Source organism: Reyranella sp., assembly GCF_052439685.1.
Lineage (GTDB): Bacteria > Pseudomonadota > Alphaproteobacteria > Reyranellales > Reyranellaceae > Reyranella.
The window spans coordinates 105147-121998 of record NZ_JBQVQG010000008.1; the positions used below are offsets into that span (position 1 = coordinate 105147).

General features: G+C 66.3%; 19 protein-coding genes. 1 reads left to right on the forward strand and 18 read right to left on the reverse strand.

The window, feature by feature from the left end; genetic code table 11:
* Positions 1 to 7: 7 nt before the first annotated feature.
* From ACT6UX_RS13030 to ACT6UX_RS13050, 5 genes are all read right to left on the reverse strand, one after another.
* Entirely contained in the window at positions 8 to 979 is a 972-nt protein-coding gene (locus ACT6UX_RS13030) for a beta-ketoacyl-ACP synthase III (RefSeq protein ID WP_444775586.1), read from the reverse strand.
* Positions 976 to 2052, reverse strand: a complete 1077-nt coding sequence (plsX, locus tag ACT6UX_RS13035; protein WP_444775587.1) for a phosphate acyltransferase PlsX — start codon at positions 2050 to 2052, stop codon at positions 976 to 978. The genes ACT6UX_RS13030 and plsX overlap by 4 nt, the downstream gene beginning before the upstream one ends.
* Positions 2053 to 2104: 52 nt before the next feature.
* Positions 2105 to 2299 (reverse strand): 50S ribosomal protein L32, encoded by a 195-nt coding sequence (gene rpmF / locus ACT6UX_RS13040; RefSeq protein WP_422013539.1) that lies wholly within the window; start codon positions 2297 to 2299, stop codon positions 2105 to 2107.
* A 129-nt stretch (positions 2300 to 2428) separates the two neighbouring features.
* Complete coding sequence (locus ACT6UX_RS13045) at positions 2429 to 3013, reverse strand: YceD family protein (protein WP_444775588.1); 585 nt, start codon at positions 3011 to 3013, stop codon at positions 2429 to 2431.
* A 9-nt stretch (positions 3014 to 3022) separates the two neighbouring features.
* Positions 3023 to 3526 carry a ubiquinol-cytochrome C chaperone family protein gene (locus ACT6UX_RS13050; RefSeq protein ID WP_444775589.1) on the reverse strand — a complete coding sequence of 168 codons (504 nt, stop codon included), beginning with the start codon at positions 3524 to 3526 and terminating at the stop codon, positions 3023 to 3025.
* A 91-nt stretch (positions 3527 to 3617) separates the two neighbouring features.
* On the opposite strand from ACT6UX_RS13050, the gene ACT6UX_RS13055 reads away from it, so the two are divergent.
* A complete protein-coding gene (locus ACT6UX_RS13055) occupies positions 3618 to 4112 on the forward strand; it encodes an outer membrane protein assembly factor BamE (protein WP_444775590.1) in 495 nt (164 codons plus the stop codon).
* 94 nt (positions 4113 to 4206) lie between these two features.
* On the opposite strand, the gene ACT6UX_RS13060 is transcribed toward ACT6UX_RS13055, so the two are convergent.
* The 13 genes from ACT6UX_RS13060 to ACT6UX_RS13120 form a co-directional block, all read right to left on the reverse strand.
* The gene (locus ACT6UX_RS13060; protein WP_444775591.1) at positions 4207 to 6312 is read right to left on the reverse strand and encodes a sodium-translocating pyrophosphatase; all 2106 of its coding nucleotides are present in this window, start codon (positions 6310 to 6312) and stop codon (positions 4207 to 4209) included.
* Positions 6313 to 6469: 157 nt separating this feature from the next.
* On the reverse strand, positions 6470 to 7702 hold the full coding sequence (locus tag ACT6UX_RS13065) for an MFS transporter (protein WP_444775592.1): 1233 nt from the start codon (positions 7700 to 7702) through the stop codon (positions 6470 to 6472).
* Positions 7703 to 7778: 76 nt separating this feature from the next.
* Positions 7779 to 8765, reverse strand: a complete 987-nt coding sequence (gene thiL / locus ACT6UX_RS13070) for a thiamine-phosphate kinase (protein WP_444775593.1) — start codon at positions 8763 to 8765, stop codon at positions 7779 to 7781.
* Between the two features lie 6 nt (positions 8766 to 8771).
* On the reverse strand, positions 8772 to 9242 hold the full coding sequence (nusB, locus tag ACT6UX_RS13075) for a transcription antitermination factor NusB (RefSeq protein WP_444775594.1): 471 nt from the start codon (positions 9240 to 9242) through the stop codon (positions 8772 to 8774).
* Positions 9239 to 9730 (reverse strand): 6,7-dimethyl-8-ribityllumazine synthase, encoded by a 492-nt coding sequence (locus ACT6UX_RS13080; protein ID WP_444775698.1) that lies wholly within the window; start codon positions 9728 to 9730, stop codon positions 9239 to 9241. The genes nusB and ACT6UX_RS13080 overlap by 4 nt, the downstream gene beginning before the upstream one ends.
* Positions 9730 to 10881 (reverse strand): 3,4-dihydroxy-2-butanone-4-phosphate synthase, encoded by a 1152-nt coding sequence (gene ribB, locus ACT6UX_RS13085; protein WP_444775595.1) that lies wholly within the window; start codon positions 10879 to 10881, stop codon positions 9730 to 9732. The genes ACT6UX_RS13080 and ribB overlap by 1 nt, the downstream gene beginning before the upstream one ends.
* A complete protein-coding gene (locus ACT6UX_RS13090) occupies positions 10878 to 11480 on the reverse strand; it encodes a riboflavin synthase (protein ID WP_444775596.1) in 603 nt (200 codons plus the stop codon). The genes ribB and ACT6UX_RS13090 overlap by 4 nt, the downstream gene beginning before the upstream one ends.
* A gap of 9 nt (positions 11481 to 11489) precedes the next feature.
* Positions 11490 to 12581 carry a bifunctional diaminohydroxyphosphoribosylaminopyrimidine deaminase/5-amino-6-(5-phosphoribosylamino)uracil reductase RibD gene (gene ribD, locus ACT6UX_RS13095; RefSeq protein ID WP_444775597.1) on the reverse strand — a complete coding sequence of 364 codons (1092 nt, stop codon included), beginning with the start codon at positions 12579 to 12581 and terminating at the stop codon, positions 11490 to 11492.
* Between the two features lie 5 nt (positions 12582 to 12586).
* A complete protein-coding gene (nrdR, locus tag ACT6UX_RS13100) occupies positions 12587 to 13054 on the reverse strand; it encodes a transcriptional regulator NrdR (protein WP_304850666.1) in 468 nt (155 codons plus the stop codon).
* Positions 13055 to 13088: 34 nt separating this feature from the next.
* Positions 13089 to 14396 carry a serine hydroxymethyltransferase gene (gene glyA / locus ACT6UX_RS13105; RefSeq protein WP_444775598.1) on the reverse strand — a complete coding sequence of 436 codons (1308 nt, stop codon included), beginning with the start codon at positions 14394 to 14396 and terminating at the stop codon, positions 13089 to 13091.
* Positions 14397 to 14402: 6 nt separating this feature from the next.
* Complete coding sequence (gene rpiB, locus ACT6UX_RS13110) at positions 14403 to 14843, reverse strand: ribose 5-phosphate isomerase B (protein WP_444775599.1); 441 nt, start codon at positions 14841 to 14843, stop codon at positions 14403 to 14405.
* 110 nt (positions 14844 to 14953) lie between these two features.
* Complete coding sequence (locus tag ACT6UX_RS13115) at positions 14954 to 16123, reverse strand: MFS transporter (protein WP_444775600.1); 1170 nt, start codon at positions 16121 to 16123, stop codon at positions 14954 to 14956.
* Positions 16120 to 16851, reverse strand: coding sequence for a GNAT family N-acetyltransferase (locus tag ACT6UX_RS13120; RefSeq protein ID WP_444775601.1), 732 nt, complete (start codon positions 16849 to 16851; stop codon positions 16120 to 16122). Before ACT6UX_RS13120 ends, ACT6UX_RS13115 begins: the two co-directional genes overlap by 4 nt.
* Between the last annotated feature and the right edge of the window lies 1 nt (position 16852).

A 16852-nucleotide genomic window follows, 5' to 3' on the forward strand; every position in this document is an offset into this window, starting at 1 on the left:
ATCTCGCCTACCAGCGAACGAGGCTGGCGCCCCAGGACAGGCCGCCGCCGATCCCCTCGAGCAGCAGCAGGTCGCCCTTCTTGATGCGGCCGTCCTTGACCGCGACGTCGAGCGCCAGCGGGATGGAAGCGGCGGACGTGTTGGCATGCTTGTCGACGGTGACGACGACGCGCTCCGGCGGCAGACCGAGCTTGCGGCCGGTGCCGTCGATGATGCGTTTGTTGGCCTGGTGCGGGACCAGCCAGTCGATGTCCTTGGCTTCGAGCCCAGCTTTCTCAAGCACTTCGCCCACGACCGCCGCCATGTTGACAACGGCATGTTTGAAGACCTCCTTGCCTTCCATGCGGAGGAAGCCGGTGGTGCGGGTCGAGGACGGTCCGCCGTCGACATAGAGGATGTCGTGATGGCGGCCGTCGGAATGCAGTGCGTTAGCGAGGATGCCCCGGTCGGCCGGGGTGCCGGCGCCCCGCTCTCCCCTGAGCACGATCGCGCCGGCGCCGTCGCCGAACAGCACGCAGGTGCCGCGATCGTCCCAGTCGAGGATGCGCGAGAAGGTCTCCGCGCCAATCACCAGCGCGGTCGAGGCGAGGCCGCTCTTGATGAGACTGTCGGCGACCGAGACGCCGTATACGAAGCCCGCACACACGGCCTGGACGTCGAACGCCGCGCCCCTGGTCATGCCAAGAGCGGCCTGCACGCGCGTCGCCGTGGCGGGAAAGGTCTGGTCAGGCGTCGCCGTCGCCAGGACGATCAGGTCGAGGTCCGACGCCTTGATACCGGCATGGTCGAGCGCCCGCTGCGAGGCCTTGATTGCCAGATGGGAAGTGAACTCGCCCTCGGCCGCGATGTGGCGCTGGCCGATACCGGTGCGCTGGCGGATCCACTCGTCGGTGGTCTCGACCGTCTTCGACAATTCTTCGTTGGTGACGACGCGCTCGGGAAGGTACGAACCGCAGCCCAGGACGACAGAACGAATCACGCAGTTCCTCCGGTGGTCTGCAGCGATGCGGCCGGCGTTTCGGCGCTCGCGCTGATCTCGCGCAGCCGGGCCAGCCCCTCGACAAGCTTGCTCTTGTATTCGTATCGCACGAGGTCGACCGCCACACCGATCGCATAGGCGAAGCCCAGCGCGTCCGTGCCGCCGTGACTCTTCACGCAGACTCCGTCGAGCCCGAGAAAGACGCCGCCATTGTAGCGGCGCGGATCGACCCGCTTGCGAAGCTTCTTCCAGGCTCCGGACGCGAAGAGATAGCCGATCTTGGCGAATGTCGAAGTCCGGAAGGCGTCGCCGACGAACTGGAACGTCAGCTTGGCGGTACCCTCGATCGCCTTCAGCGCGACGTTGCCGGTGAAACCGTCGGTGACCACGACATCGGTCACCCCGGCGCCGATGTCATTGCCTTCCACGAAGCCATGAAAGTTGACCGGCGAGCCCGGGCGCCGCAACAGCGCAGCCGCCTGGCGCAGCTCCTCATGGCCCTTGAGTTCCTCCGAGCCGACGTTCAGCAGGCCGACCTTTGGCGCATCGAGCCCGAGCAGCGCCTGAGCGAACACGCTTCCCATCACCGCGAACTGCGCGAGATTGTCCGCGTCGCATTCGAGGTTGGCGCCGAGATCCAACATCACGGTCTCGCCGCGCGAGGTCGGCATGAAGGACGCCAGCGCCGGGCGGTCGGCACCCTCGAGCATACGCATGGCGAACATCGAGATGGCGAGAAGTGCGCCGGTGTTGCCGGCCGAGACGATCGTGTCGGCGCGGCCCTGCGCGGCGGCCTCCACCGCCATCCACATGCTCGACTTGCGCCGACGTCGCAAGGCGAAGGACGGCTTGTCGTCCGCCTTGACCGCATCTTCCGAAGGCACGATCTCGAGCACTTGCGCGAGGCCCTTGCGCTTGTCGACGAGCGCCTTCAGGCGCGCTTCGTCGCCGAACAGGAGAAAGGACGTTCCGGGATAGCGCTCGCGGGCAATGTCCGCGCCGTTCACGATGACGTCGGGGGCGTGATCGCCACCCATGCCGTCGAGGGCGAGTACGATCTTCTTCGCACCCACCGTCACGCTCCGCCTGTCGACTGCCAGCGCATTGCCGGCGGCGTGCTTCTGACTACTTCTCGGCCGACGCGGCGTCGGCCAGGACCGGCATGTCCTCGCGGTAGTAGCCGCAATGCGAGCAAACCATGTGCGGGCGCTTCAGCTCGCCACAGTTCTTGCACTCCATATACGCCATGGTCGGCAGCGCGTGGTGCGAGCGACGCATGTTGCGACGGGACTTCGAAACCTTTTTCTTGGGAACTGCCATGACGATCTCCAGAGCGAGGGCCGCTCCCGCCTATCCAAGGCAGGGCATGCCCCCAGAAATGCTGCAGCCGCGCTCTATAGGCGCGGCGGGCGGCCTTCTCTAGCCAAAACGTCTAACCGCCGCAACAAATTACCGGCCGCGACGCGGCTTGTCCTTCAGCGCCGCCAGACCGGCGAACGGATGCCGGCGCGGTTCGGGGGCCGAACGCCGCGCACCGCCCTTCTGTTTGGGCAGGACGTCTTCCAATTTTACCCCCGGCCGCCGCGGATAGGGATCCGCCGTCAAAGACAATTGTTCGGCGACGATTTCACCGACATCGAGCATGTTTCCCTCCAGCGGCTCCGGCGCATCGCCCTGGGAATTCAGAAGCGCCTCCCCGCTCTCCGGATCGCTCTCTTCCTTCACGTTCTCAGCGAAAACCAGGCGGAAGGCGTCGTCCAGTTCCTGCGTCACCGGGTCGAGGCTCAGAATACAGGCTTGAACGATACGCCCCCTCAGACGCCCTTCGACCACGATCTGTCCGCCCGGCCTGCGGTCCACAGAGACGCGCGCCGAGAGAGCTGGCAGGCTGAGGAACCCAAAGCGCTTGGCCAGCGCGGCCCTCTCGCTCTCCGACGCCGAGATTTCCACGGCGATGCCGCTATTGCCGATCTTCTCAAGATCGATAATTCTTTCGATCTCAGATTTTATTGTTTTTTCAGTGGCTTGTGTCATTTTATTAATTCACTTTATCAAATCGTTGCGAGCGGTTACATCGAGTGAGCGGGCATAGGCTCTGACATACGCTTCCAGTCGAGCGACCATCTCGGAATCCTCGGGCGACCTACCGCCATAGGCGTTGCGGCGCAACACTTCCGTGAGCGGCGTGGCCCCCTCGTTCAGGGCCTCGCGATAGGCCAGGGCACGGCCGTGCAGACCCTCGGCCATGATCTTGATACGCCGACCGACACCCAGATCCTGGATGCCGATCTCGCGGAGGGTGAGATCGAGGTGCTTGAACATGGCATCGAAGAAGGCCTGCGCAAGAGTCTCCCCATCGGGTTCGCGGCGCAGCCGGTCGATCATCAGCGCGGCATGAAGCGCCAGCGAATCGAAACGGCCGTCCAAAGTATCGGGAATGCCGCAGGCCTCGAAGAGCTCCGGCGCGCGCGCCTGCTCGGCCACATGGCGATAAACCGCCATGGCAAATTCGTCCTCTGGCTTGCGGCGACGGAACACGACCGGCATCCTCCCCAACTCTCGGCGGCCCAGCGGTTGACCGGGGCCCTTCATCACGACATCTTGCGGTCCCTCTTCCCCGAAAGCCAAGAAGCAGTCCATGCGTCGCACCGCCCCGCTCGCCCTTGCCAGCGTCCTCGCCCTCTCGGCAGTCGTCACCCTCGGCGGCTGTGAGAACACCGTCGACCTGCGTGGCTTTGCCGCGACGCCTGGGTCGGTCGAAAAGCTCGAAGTCGGCGCCCAGAGCCGCGAGGACGTGGTCCGCCTGATCGGATCGCCCTCGGCCGTGGCGACATTCAATCCAAACGTCTGGTACTACATCAGCGAGACTCAAGAATACTGGGCTTATACCAAGCCCAAGATCAGCGCCCAGCGGGTCATCCAGATCACGTTCAACGAATCCGGCCGCCTCGAAGCCATCAAGAACTATGACCTCAAGGACGCCCAGAACATCCAGATGGTGTCCCGCGTCACCCCGACCTCGGGCAAGGAACTCACGATCCTCGAACAGGTGCTGGGCAATGTCGGCCGCTTCAGCGGTCCGAAGGGCCAGGGTACCAACCCCGGGGCACCGACCAGCGGCGGCGGAATCTGACGCTTCGGCAAGCGTCTGCCCCGGCCGCAGCCGCACCTCAAAGAAAAAGCCCCGGTCTTTCGACCGGGGCTTTTCCGTTTTGATTCCGCGAGGCTCAGTGCGCCAGGACGGCCAGGAGCAGCAGCGCCACGATGTTGGTGATCTTGATCATCGGGTTCACGGCCGGACCGGCCGTATCCTTGTACGGGTCGCCGACGGTGTCGCCGGTCACCGCCGCCTTGTGGGCGTCGGATCCCTTACCGCCGAAATGGCCTTCCTCGATGTACTTCTTGGCGTTGTCCCAGGCACCGCCGCCCGCCGTCATCGAGATGGCGACGAAGATGCCGGTGACGATCACGCCGAGCAGCATGGCGCCGACCGCCGCGAAGGCATCGGAGCGGCCCGCGATCCACGAGATCACGAAGAACAGCACGATCGGCGAGAGCACCGGCAGCAGCGACGGGATCATCATCTCCTTGATCGCGGCCTTGGTCAGCATGTCGACGGCGCGACCGTAATCCGGCCGATCCGTGCCCGCCATGATGCCGGGCTTCTCCTTGAACTGGCGGCGCACTTCCTCGACCACCGCCTGCGCTGCGCGGCCGACGGCCAGCATCGACATACCGCCGAACAGGTAAGGCAGCAGGCCGCCCACCAGGAGACCGACCACGACGTACGGGTTCTTGAGCGAGAAATCGACCACCTTCACGCCCAGCTTGCCCGCGGCGATGAAGTAGTCGAGGTCCGACGTGTAAGCCGCGAACAGCACGAGTGCGCCGAGGCCGGCCGAGGCGATGGCGTAGCCCTTGGTGACGGCTTTGGTGGTGTTGCCGACCGCGTCGAGCGCGTCCGTGTTCTTGCGAACTTCCTTCGGCAGGCCGGCCATTTCGGCAATGCCGCCGGCATTGTCGGTAACCGGGCCGTAGGCGTCGAGGGCAACGATCATTCCCGCGAGCGCCAGCATGGCGGTCGTGGCGATGGCGATGCCGAACAGGCCAGCCAGGATGTAGCAGGTCACGATGCCGGCGCAGATCAGCAGCGCCGGGCCCGCCGTGGCCTCCATCGACATCGCGAGGCCGGCGATGACGTTGGTGCCGTGGCCGGTGACCGAGGCCTGCGCCACGGCCTTCACGGGGCGATAGTCGGTGCCGGTATAGTATTCGGTGACCCAGACGATCAGGCCGGTAATGGCCAGACCGACCAGCGAACACCAGAACAGCGACATGCCGGTGAACGAACGGTCGCCCACGGTCATGACCGTGCCCATGCCGACCAGGCGGTCGGTGGCGACGTAAATCGCCGGGATCGAAAGAACGGCCGCGGCGATCACGCCCTTGTACATCGCCCACATGATGTTGCCGTCGGAGCCGAGGCGGACGAAGTAGGTGCCGATGATCGAGGTGATGATGCAGGCGCCGCCGATGACCAGCGGATAGGCCATCAGCTTGCCGACGAGCACCGGGTCGGCCGCGAAGAAGATCGAGGCCAGGACCATGGTGGCGACGGTCGTCACCGCATAGGTCTCGAACAGGTCGGCAGCCATGCCGGCGCAGTCGCCGACATTGTCGCCGACGTTGTCGGCGATGGTCGCCGGGTTGCGGGGATCATCTTCGGGAATTCCCGCCTCGACCTTGCCGACCATGTCGCCGCCGACGTCCGCGCCCTTGGTGAAGATGCCGCCGCCGAGGCGGGCGAAGATCGAGATCAGCGAGGCGCCGAAGCCGAGCGAGACGAGCGCATCGATCATGTCGCGGCTGCCGCCGGGGATGCCCATGTTGAGCAGGACCGCGTAGTAGCCGCCGACGCCGATCAGGGCGAGGCCGGCCACCAGCATGCCGGTCACCGCGCCCGCCTTGAAGGCGAGATCGAGGCCCGAGGCGAGGCTCTTCTGGGCGGCGACGGCAGTACGCACGTTGGCGCGGACCGACACGTTCATGCCGATGAAGCCGGTGACGCCCGACAGGATGGCGCCGATCAGGAAGCCGATAGCAGCGAACTTGCCGAGCAAGGCCGCCAGAACGACGAGGACGACGATGCCCACGATCCCGATGGTGGTGTACTGACGGCGCAGGTAGGCAGCCGCACCCTCCTGGATGGCTTGTGCTATTTCCTGCATGCGTGGCGTGCCGGCGTCGGCCGCCATGACCCGTGACGCAGTAACGACGCCATACAGCACGGCAATCAAGCCGCAGCCGATGACGCCCCAAAGAACCGTGGACATGTTTCCCTAACCTATTGTTTTTTCGTCTGCTTTACGCACATCGCGACCTGAAGCACGCGAACTCCCCCCGGGCGCGAGGTAACGGGAAAAATGACAGATGGCCCGTGGGCGCGCAACCGCAGTCGCGGAAAAGCCACGCTGCCTCAAGGGCTTGGCTTCAGGCGCGTGACGGATTCCGCAACCGATAGACGCCGATGACGAGCAAGGCGATCAGAACCAGGACGAGCGCCACGTAGTTCAACGCGGCCCACCCCCGGAGTTCGAGCACGACGCTCGCCATCAGGCTGGCCACGGTCGTGACTCCGAACACCATGAAATCGTTGAAAGCCTGGGCCTTGCCGCGCTCGGCCGGCCGGTAGGTCGTAGTCAGGAGGGTCGTCGCGCCGACGAACAGGAAGTTCCAGCCCACACCGTTCAGGGTGAGAGCCCCGCGGAAGTGCCATTCCGTGATGCCCATCAGCGCGACGATCACGCCCGCCACCAGCAGCACGATGCCCGCGATCATGACGTTGAAGATGCCAAAGCGCGCGATCAGATGACCGGTGAAGAAGGACGGGATGAACATGCCCATGACGTGGACGAAGATCGTCACCGGCGCCTCGGTCGCCTTGAGACCGCATTGCACGATGGCCAGCGGAGAGGCCGCCATCACGAAGGACATCACTCCGAAAGCGATCATCGCCCCGGCGCAGGCGACCATATAGGTCGGCTGGGTCACGATCTGGGAGAGCGGACGCTGCGGCCCGGCCGTGTCCTCCACCCTGACCTGGGGAAACTCGATGAAGCCCAGGACGATGAAGACGAGGACGTGGATGAAGATGACGGCGACGAAGCTCGCCTGGAATAGCGGCTGCCACAGGTCCGGCGTGAAACGTGCCAGGGACGGGCCGAGGATGCCGGCCAGCACGCCGCCGGCCGTGACGTAGGAGATCGCCTGCGCACGATGCGGTGCCGGCGCCAGCTCGACGGCGGCAAACCGGTAGAGCTGCATGTTGGCGATGGCGTAACCCAGGAACAGGCCGCCCAGGCACATGACCGGGAAGCTGCCGAGGCCGAGCCCGATGGCAGCCAATGACGAGCCGATCATGCCCATCACCGAACCGCTGCGGAAACCGACCTTGCGCCCGCGCCGCATCATCAGCAGCGACGCCGGGAACACCGACAGCATGACGCCGAGATGCTGCATGGTGACCGGCAGATTGGCCCACATGCGCATGTCCGGCGAGACGATGGTGAGAACCGCCAGCGCCGAGGAGGCGAACATGAGCGTATTGCTGCTCTGCGTCAGCGCCTGGCACATGGCCAGCAGGGCGATGTTTCGCATCGACCGGCGCGGCATGCGCCCGTCCGAGGCCGCGGGCATTTCCTGCACCTTCGATGATCCGTCCATTGGGCGGCACTCTAGTCGGGCGACCCGCCCGCGTCATGGTGCGCGGCGCAGTGCAGCTATGAGGCGGTGGAATTCACTAGAAGTGAACGTATCCCTTGCGCGGGGCGTCGATCGCTCGGCCGCCTGATGTGACCGCGACCCCGCTGCCGCGATCGAAGCGGCCGATGCGCGTGATCCGCAGGCCCGCCACCTGCGCGGCTGCCTGCAACGCCGCCCGACGGCGCACCGGCACGGCCATCACGAGTTCATAGTCGTCCCCGCCCCCCAGGATATTCGCCCACAGGCGCGGGTCCACCGCCAGCGCCGCCCGTGCGCCCGGCGAGAGGGGCACCTCCCCGCGTTCGATGCTGACGGACAGTCGGGACGCGTCGGCAATGTGACCCGCATCGGCCAGCAGCCCGTCGGAGACGTCGGCCATCGCCGTCACGACACCCGGCAAAAGCGGGCCAAGCGTGCATCGTGGCTGCGGCAGGCGATAACGATCCTCGAGATGCGCGCGCTGCCTCGCCGTCAGCGGCGCGAAGGCGCCTTGTGCCGCGAGCAGGCCGAGCGCCCCGTCGCCGATCGTGCCGCTCACCCAAAGCTCGTCCCCTGCCCGCGCCCCTGCGCGGGTCACGCCCTTGCCGCGAGCGACCCGGCCGAAGGCCGTGATGGTGATCGTGAGCGGCCCGGGCGTCACGACCGTGTCGCCGCCACAGAGAACGATCCCGAAACGGCGCTGGTCGGCAGCCAGCCCTTTGGCGAAGGCCGCGACCCAGGCCTCCTGCCAGGTCGACGGCAAGGCCAGCGAGAGCTGATAGACGAAGGGCGTCGCGCCCCCGGCCGCCAGATCGGAGAGGCAGACCCGCAGCGCCTTGGCGGCAATGCGACCGGGCCGATCGTCGGCCAGGAAATGAACGCCGGCCACGATCGTGTCGGTCTTGACCACGAGATCGTGCCGCGAGTCCGCCGGCAGGAAGGCATTGTCGCTCTGGAGACCGCCTGCCCCCTCGAAGTCACGGGCGAGCGGCGCGAAGTAGCGGGCGATCAGTTCGAACTCGCCGATCCGCCGCGCCCGCGCCATGAGCGCCTACTTCCGGTCGGACGGCCGCGCCTGGCGCGCCACGCGATCGAGAACGGAGTTGATGAAGCTCGGCTCGCCCTTGTCGTAGAAGGCATGGGCGATCTCGACATATTCGTTGATGACGACGCGCAGCGGCACGTCGGGACGGTGCGCGAGTTCATAGGCGCCGGCGAGCAGAATGGCGCGCACGAGCCGGTCCACACGCGCCCAGGTCCAATCCTCCGCCAGCGAGGCCGAGACGAGCGCCTCCAGCTCGTCGCGCTTGCTCGCGGTGCCCTCGACCACGTCCTTGAACAGCGGCTTGTCGGCATCGCGTCGCATGCCGCCTTCGCCGGTTTCGCCGGTGCGGACCTTGAGGAACTGCTCGACGATTTCGGCCGGGGCGTCCTGCCCCTCCTGCCACTGATACAGCGCCTGCACCGCCGCCAGCCGTGCGGCCTGGCGACGGCTGGGCCCGGCTGGCTTGGTGTCGCTCACGATTTTTTCCAGCGACGGCCGAGTGCCACCATGGCGAGGCAGGCATGGGCTGCATCGCCGCCCTTGTCGCCGCGGTCGGTATAGGCGCGGGCGCGCGCCTGCTCGACGTTCTCGACCGTGACGATGCCATAGCCGATGGCGAGCTTCTTCTGGATCGCGAGGTCCATCAGCCCGCGTGCGCTCTCACCGCAGACATAGTCGTAGTGCGTAGTCTCGCCCCGGATCACGCAGCCCAGCGCCACGTAGCCGTCGTAGGGCTTGCCCTTCTTGGCCGCCGCCAGGGCGATCGCGCCCGGGATTTCGAAGGCACCCGGCACGACGACCCGCTCCGACTTCGCGCCGTTCCTGGCGATCTCTCGCTCGGCACCCTCGATGAGCGCATCGGCAATGTCGGCGTAATAGCGCGACTCCACGATCAGGATGCGCGCACCCTTGACCCCGGCGACCGCCGCCCGTGCGGTCGGATTCTCCGTCCGTGTCGACATGATCAGACCTTTGCGCGGCCGGGGACCGGCTTCTGCGCGACGATTTTCAGGCCGAAGCCCTCGAGGGCGACGACGCTCTTCTGCGAATTGCTGAGCAGCACCATTTCCTTCACGCCGAGATCGATGAGCATCTGGGCGCCGACGCCATAATCGCGCAGCTCCTGTCCCGCCGGCTCGATCGGCTCGCCGGCACGGCGCCGCTGCTCGGCCAGCACGACGGTGAGCGGCTCTCGGATCAGGACGATGACACCGCGGCCTTCCTTGGCGATCTCGCGCATCGAGGCCTCGATCTCGCCGCCCCGGCCGCCGCTGCGCTGCCCCAGCGTGTCGGTGAAGAGGTTGACCGCATGCATGCGCACCATGACGGGGCCACCAGCCGCAGGGTCGCCCTTCACCAGGGCGACATGCTGCGCCATCGTCACCTTGTTCACGTAGACGACGCAGCGGAAGTCGCCACCCCAGGTACTGTCGAGCGTGGTCTCGCTGATGCGCTTGACGATCGAATCGTAGCGGCGGCGATAGGCGATCAGGTCGGCGATGGTGCCGATCTTCAGCGCATGACGCTGCGCGAAGGTGATGAGGTCGTTGCGACGGGCCATCGTGCCGTCGTCGTTCATGATCTCGCAGATCACGCCCGCCGGGTTGAGGCCCGCCAGACGCGCGATGTCGACCGCGGCCTCGGTGTGACCAGTGCGCTCCAGCGTGCCGCCGTCGCGGGCCACCAGCGGAAAGACATGGCCGGGCGTCACGATGTCCTGCGGCCCGCAGGACGGGTCGATCGCCACCGAGACGGTGCGGGCGCGGTCTGCCGCCGAGATTCCGGTCGTCACGCCCTCGCGTGCCTCGATCGAGACGGTGAAGGCCGTCGAGTGGCGGGTGCGATTGTTCTGCGACATCAACGGCAGGCCGAGCTGCTCGACCCGTTCCCGCGTCAGCGCCAGGCAGATCAGGCCACGCGCATGCCGTGCCATGAAGTTGATGGCTTCGGCCGTCGCCCACTGGGCCGGGATCACCAGGTCGCCTTCGTTCTCGCGATCCTCGTCGTCGACGAGGATGAACATCCGACCCTTGCGGGCCTCCTCGATGATGTCCTCGGCGGCGGCCTTCACTTCGCTGAAGGTGATCCGCCAAGCGTCCTTTTCGAGCGCACTCATGTTTTCTGATGCTCCAACAGTCGCGCAACGTAACGCGCGAGCATATCCACCTCAAGGTTGACCCTCTGGCCGACTTTAGCGTGTCCCAGCGTGGTGACCGCCTGCGTGTGTGAAATCACGTTCACGCCGAAGCGATTGCCGTCGACCTCGTTGACCGTGAGCGAGATCCCGTCGATCGCGATGGAGCCCTTGGCCGCAACGAAGCGCGCGAGATCCGGCGGCGCCTCGAACACGAAACGCACGCTGCCGCCCTCCGGCGTCATTGAGGCGATGCTGCCCACGCCGTCGACATGGCCGTAGACGAGGTGCCCACCCAGCTCGTCCCCGAGCTTCAGTGACAATTCGAGGTTGAGATGGCTGCCGACCGTCCAGTCCCCCAGATGTGTCTTGTCGAGACTTTCGGCCGAGACCTCGACGGCGAACCGACCGGTATCCTTCTCGATCACGGTCAGGCAGCAGCCCGAACAGGCGATCGAGGCGCCGATGGCGATCGGCGTCATATCGTGTTTCGTCGCGATGACGAACCGGCGGTCGCCCTCCTTGCCGCCGGGATCGACGGAGACGATCTCGCCGATGTCGGATACAATACCTGTGAACATGGCCGCTACTTAATCCTCCCGCCGCCAGGTTTCCAGCGTATCGCCCTGCAGGTGCCGCGCGGAGACCAACCTGAACCGGGGCGCGGAACCGAGCCGTGCAAGATTCAGTCCGCCGACCGCAGAGCGGCTGTCTCCGCCGAGCACGAGGCCTGCCCGGTAACTCGAAATGCGGTCGACGAGCCCCGCCTTCAGGAAAGACGCGGCGACCTGGCCACCGCCTTCCACCAGCACCCGGGTGAGCCCGCGCGTGCCGAGCGTCCGGGCCGCGGCCGAAACATCGATGCGGCCGTCGCTGCCGCCATCGACCTCGACGACCTCAACTCCCAGCGCGCTCAGCGTGTCCCGGCGGTCGGCCGGGGCAGACTTCGTACAGACCAGCCACACGGGTGTTACCCGCGCAGAGGCCGCGAGCTTGGAGCCGGGCGACAGGCGCGCCTGCGAATCCAGAACGATGCGGACGGGCGAGCGGACGCCGAGACCCGGCAGGCGACAGGTGAGCTCCGGGTCGTCGGCGGCCGCCGTTGTCGCGCCGACCAGGATCGCGTCGTGGATCGCCCGCAGCCTGTGGCCGTCGCGGCGCGCCGCCTCTCCGGTGATCCATTTGCTCTCGCCGGACGCCGTGGCAATGCGGCCGTCGAGCGATCCCGCCATCTTGAGATGGAAGAGCGGCCGGCCTTCATGAACCCGCAGCAGGAATCCCGCATTGATTTCCGCCGCCTCAGCGCCCCCCTCCCCGATCTCGACCGCAAGGCCGGCAGCTTTCAGCCGCGCATGCCCCTGCCCCTTCACCCGTGGATCGGGATCTTCCAGAGCCGACACGATTCGGGAGACCCCGGCCGCCACGAGCGCGTCCGCACACGGCGGCGTACGGCCATGATGCGAACAGGGTTCCAGGGTGACGTAGGCCGTGGCGCCCTTCAGCGACTGTCCTGCCTCGGCCGCCTGCGCAATCGCATCGGCCTCGGCGTGCGGGCGCCCGCCCTCCCGTGTGCGGCCCCGCGCGAGCACCAGGCCATCGCGCACCATAACGCAGCCGACGGCGGGGTTGGGCCAGGTGGTCCCCAGGGACCGACGCGCCAGCGCGAGCGCCGCGCGCATCATCGCCGTCAGTCCTTGAAGTGGGCGGTATCGGCGAGGTCGGAGATGAACTCCTCGAAGTCGCGGGCCTCGCGGAAGTTGCGATAGACCGACGCGAACCGCACGTACGCCACCGGGTCGAGCGCGCGCAACGCGTCCATCACCAGTTCGCCGATCTGCGTCGAGGGAATCTCGCTTTCGCCGGAGCTCTCGAGCCGGCGAACTATTCCGTTCACCACCCGCTCCATCCTCTCCGGATCGACCGGCCGTTTGCGGCACGCGACCTGTATGGAACGCGCCAGCTTGTCACGGTCGAACTGGACCCGCTGTCCGTTCTTCTTCACGACCGTCAGCTCGCGCAGCTGCACGCGCTCGAAGGTCGTGAAGCGCGACCCGCAGGACGGGCAGTAGCGCCGCCGGCGGATCGCCGAATTGTCGTCGGTCGGTCGCGAGTCCTTAACTTGTGTGTCCTCGTGACCGCAGAATGGACAGCGCATCTCGTTCCCCCGTTCGTTCCGGCTTTGCGCCTTGTCAGTCGCGGTAGATCGGGAAGCGCGCGCACAGGACATGGACCTTGGCGCGAACCTGGGCCTCGACCTGGGCGTCGCCGTCCGGACCGTTCTTGGCGATGCCGTCGAGCACGTCGGCGATGAGATGGCCGATCTGCTGGAACTCCGCCACGCCGAAGCCGCGCGTCGTTCCCGCGGGCGTGCCGAGCCGCACGCCGGACGTGATCGTGTATTTCTCCGGGTCGCCCGGGATGCTGTTCTTGTTGGTCGTAATCCCGGCGCGATCGAGCACCTTCTCCGCCGACACGCCGGTCGCCTTCTTAGGCCGCAGGTCGACCAGCATGACGTGGCTGTCGGTGCCGCCGGAGACGATCTTCAGGCCGCGCTCGGTCAGCGTGGCCGCGAGCGCCCGTGCATTGTCGATCACGTTCTGGGCATAGACCTTGAAGTCAGGCTGCAGTGCCTCGCCGAACGCCACGGCCTTGGCGGCAATGATGTGCATCAGCGGGCCGCCCTGCAGACCGGGGAACACGGCGGAATTGATCTTCTTTCCGAGATCGGCGTCGTTCGACAGGATCATGCCGCCGCGCGGGCCGCGCAGCGTCTTGTGAGTCGTCGTCGTGACGACATGGGCGTGCGGAAGCGGGCTCGGATAGACGCCCGCCGCCACGAGACCGGCATAGTGCGCCATGTCGACCATGAAGTAGGCACCGACCTCGTCGGCCACCTTGCGGAAGCGCGCCCAGTCGATGTGACGCGAATAGGCCGAGGCGCCGGCGATGATCACCTTGGGCTTGTCGCGCCGGGCGGCCTCTTCCATCTGCTCGTAGTCGATCAGGTGTGTGTCGGGCTTCAGCCCGTAGGACACGACCTTGAACCACTTGCCCGACTGGTTGGCCGGCGAGCCGTGCGTAAGGTGCCCACCCTGGTCGAGCGCCATGCCGAGGAATGTGTCGCCCGGCTGCAGCAGCGCCATGAACACGGCCTGGTTGGCTTGCGCGCCCGAGTGCGGCTGGACGTTGGCGAAGGAGCAGTCGAAGAGCTTCTTCGCGCGCTCGATCGCCAGATCCTCGGCCTTGTCGACTTCCTCGCAGCCGCCGTAGTAGCGGCGGCGCGGATAACCCTCGGCATACTTGTTGGTCAGCACCGATCCGGCGGCCTCGAGAACGGCGCGCGAGACGATGTTCTCGGAGGCGATCAACTCGATCTGCTCACGCTGGCGATGCAGTTCGCCCTTCAGAACGGCTTCGATCGCGGGATCGGCGTCGGCCAGATTCCTGGTGAACATCGGCAACGGCGACAGGACCGTGCTGGCAGCGGCTTGACTCATGATTACTCAACCCTTCGAAAGCTTGTCGACGCGGCCGGCATGGCGGCCGCCCTCGAACTTGGTCGCCAGGAAGACCTTCAGCGCCTCGCGCGCGACCTCGATGCCGGTCAGGCGCTGGCCGAAGGCGATGACGTTCGCGTCGTTGTGCTCGCGCGACAGGCGTGCCGACGTCACATCGTGCGCGAGAACTGCGCGAACCTTGGGATTGCGGTTTGCCGCAATGGAAATGCCGATCCCGCTGCCGCATACGAGCACGCCGCGCTCGGCCTTGCCGGAGGCAATGGCGTCGCCCATCGCCTTTCCGAAGTCCGGATAGTCGACGGATGCAGTCGAATGGGTGCCGAGATCCAGCACTTCGTGACCCGCTTCCTGCAGGTCTCGTTTCAGACTTTCCTTTAGGTCGAAGCCGGCATGATCCGACGCGACCGCGATGGCGCCCCCCGGCATATCGACGATCGACCCCCTCTAGCTATTGAGCCCCCCGATACCATATCCGGGGCCGCGATGTCACCGTTTCGCAAAATCGTGGAAAGTGACCCACAAGACACTGAGAAAGCTCAGGAATATCGTCGTCCAAGTGCGATGATCGCGGCCGCGAGGGCCTGGACGGCCGCCGCCACCAGAAATGACACCACATAACTGCCCGTCAAATCCCGCAGACCACCGAATATGGCTGGCGCGAAGGCAAAGACCGCCTGGTTGATGGCAGTGATGAGAGCGACGACTGTCCCGACATCGGCAGGCCGGAATTCGCGCTGCGCGATCAGCGGCGGCAGCGAGACCAGGTTGCCGACTCCCAATCCGAACAGGATACAGCCCGCCGTCAGCAGGATACTGCCCTCGCCCAGTGCCAACAGCAGCGAGCCACTTGTCTGCATGAGCAGGTTGGCGCCCGAGACAAGCCTGCGATCATGGTCGCGCAGGAACTTCCCCAGCAAGGTGCGCCCGACGACCGCGCAGACGGTGATCAGACTGATGGCACCCGCCGCCAAGCCTGGCCCGAGTACGGGTTCGAGCCTCGCGATCAAATGGGCGAAAAGCCCGATCTGGGCGAACAGGCCGAGAGCAAAGGCCAGTGCGATCGTCCGGAAGCGCGGCTGCCGCAGAAGGGCAAATCGCGGCAGGGGCCGCATCGTCGCCACTACGACCGCGGGCTGACGCCGCAGGATGCGGCTTGCGAGCGGGCAGACGATCGTAACCATGGCCACGCTTATCACGACGGCTGCCGACGCCAGGCCGAAACAGCGCCCCAGTACCATCCAGAGCGGCACGAACACGATGCCACCGACACTTGCGCCATTGAACGCCATGCTGAGGGCTTTGGGCCGATCGCACTCGAACCAGGGCGACACCATCGCGTTGATCGCCGCCCCGCTCATTGCAGCCCATCCGGTGCCGCTCAGCAGCAGAGCGGGCACCAGCTGCCACGTCTGCTGCGCACTTGCCCACGCGATTGCGCCGGCAGCGCCAAACAGTGTGCCGCCCAGCGTGACGCGTCCCACGCCGAAGCGACGGTAGGCATCCGGCAAGGCAACGATCAGGAAGGCACTCACGAGGTAATGTGCCGTCACCGCAGCGGAGAGGGTCGCGATCGACCAGCCCCGTGTCTGATGCAGCACCGCCAGGTAGGTGGCGGGCCCGTAGAATCCCACGCCCCAGCCGAACACGGCCACGATGAAGGCGATCCAGACGACGCGCGCCCGGTGACGGTCGGCCGCTTCGCTCATTCCGGCCGGCGCCACAGCACCACGAGTTTGCGCCGGACCTCGAAGCCGAGATGACGGTAGAGGTCGATCGCGGGCTTGTTGTCGGGTCGCACATGCAGGAACGGCACTTCGCCGTTATCGAAGGCCAGCCGCATCAGCCGCCGCACCAGCGCGGCCGCATATCCCCGTCCCCGCGCCTCCGGATGGACGCAGATGGCGCTCAGCTCGACATGACCCGGCAGGCGCAGCCGCTCGCCTGCCATGGCGACGAGCCGACTCCCGTCCCGAACGCCGAGGTAGCGGCCCAGAAGCGGCGTGCGCTCACCGAATGGACCCGGCTGGGCTTCCGCGACGAGATCCCGCATGGCGACCCCGTCGGCGGACAAAAGCGTGGAAACCACACCATCCTCTCTGTCCGGAATACGCGTCGCCACCATCTGCAGCATGGGGAAGCGGCCGACCTCCTCCCAACCGGGTGGAAGCGGCTCCTCCTCCCGGCGAAACAGCCGCGCCTCCGTACCCAGGGGGAGATCGGCGGCAAGGTCGGCATACGCTTGCTCGGTCGGTTCGAGAATCGCAGAGAAGGGTGCGATGTCGCGCGGATAGTGGCGGGCCGCTCCACGACCGATCGCGTGATGCCGGTGCAGTCCGGCAAGAGCGTGCCACACAGGGTTGTCGAGAACATTGATCGTCATACCGGGCGACGTAACATGGGCTAAGAGAATCGACTGGCCGGAATCGGACTCCATC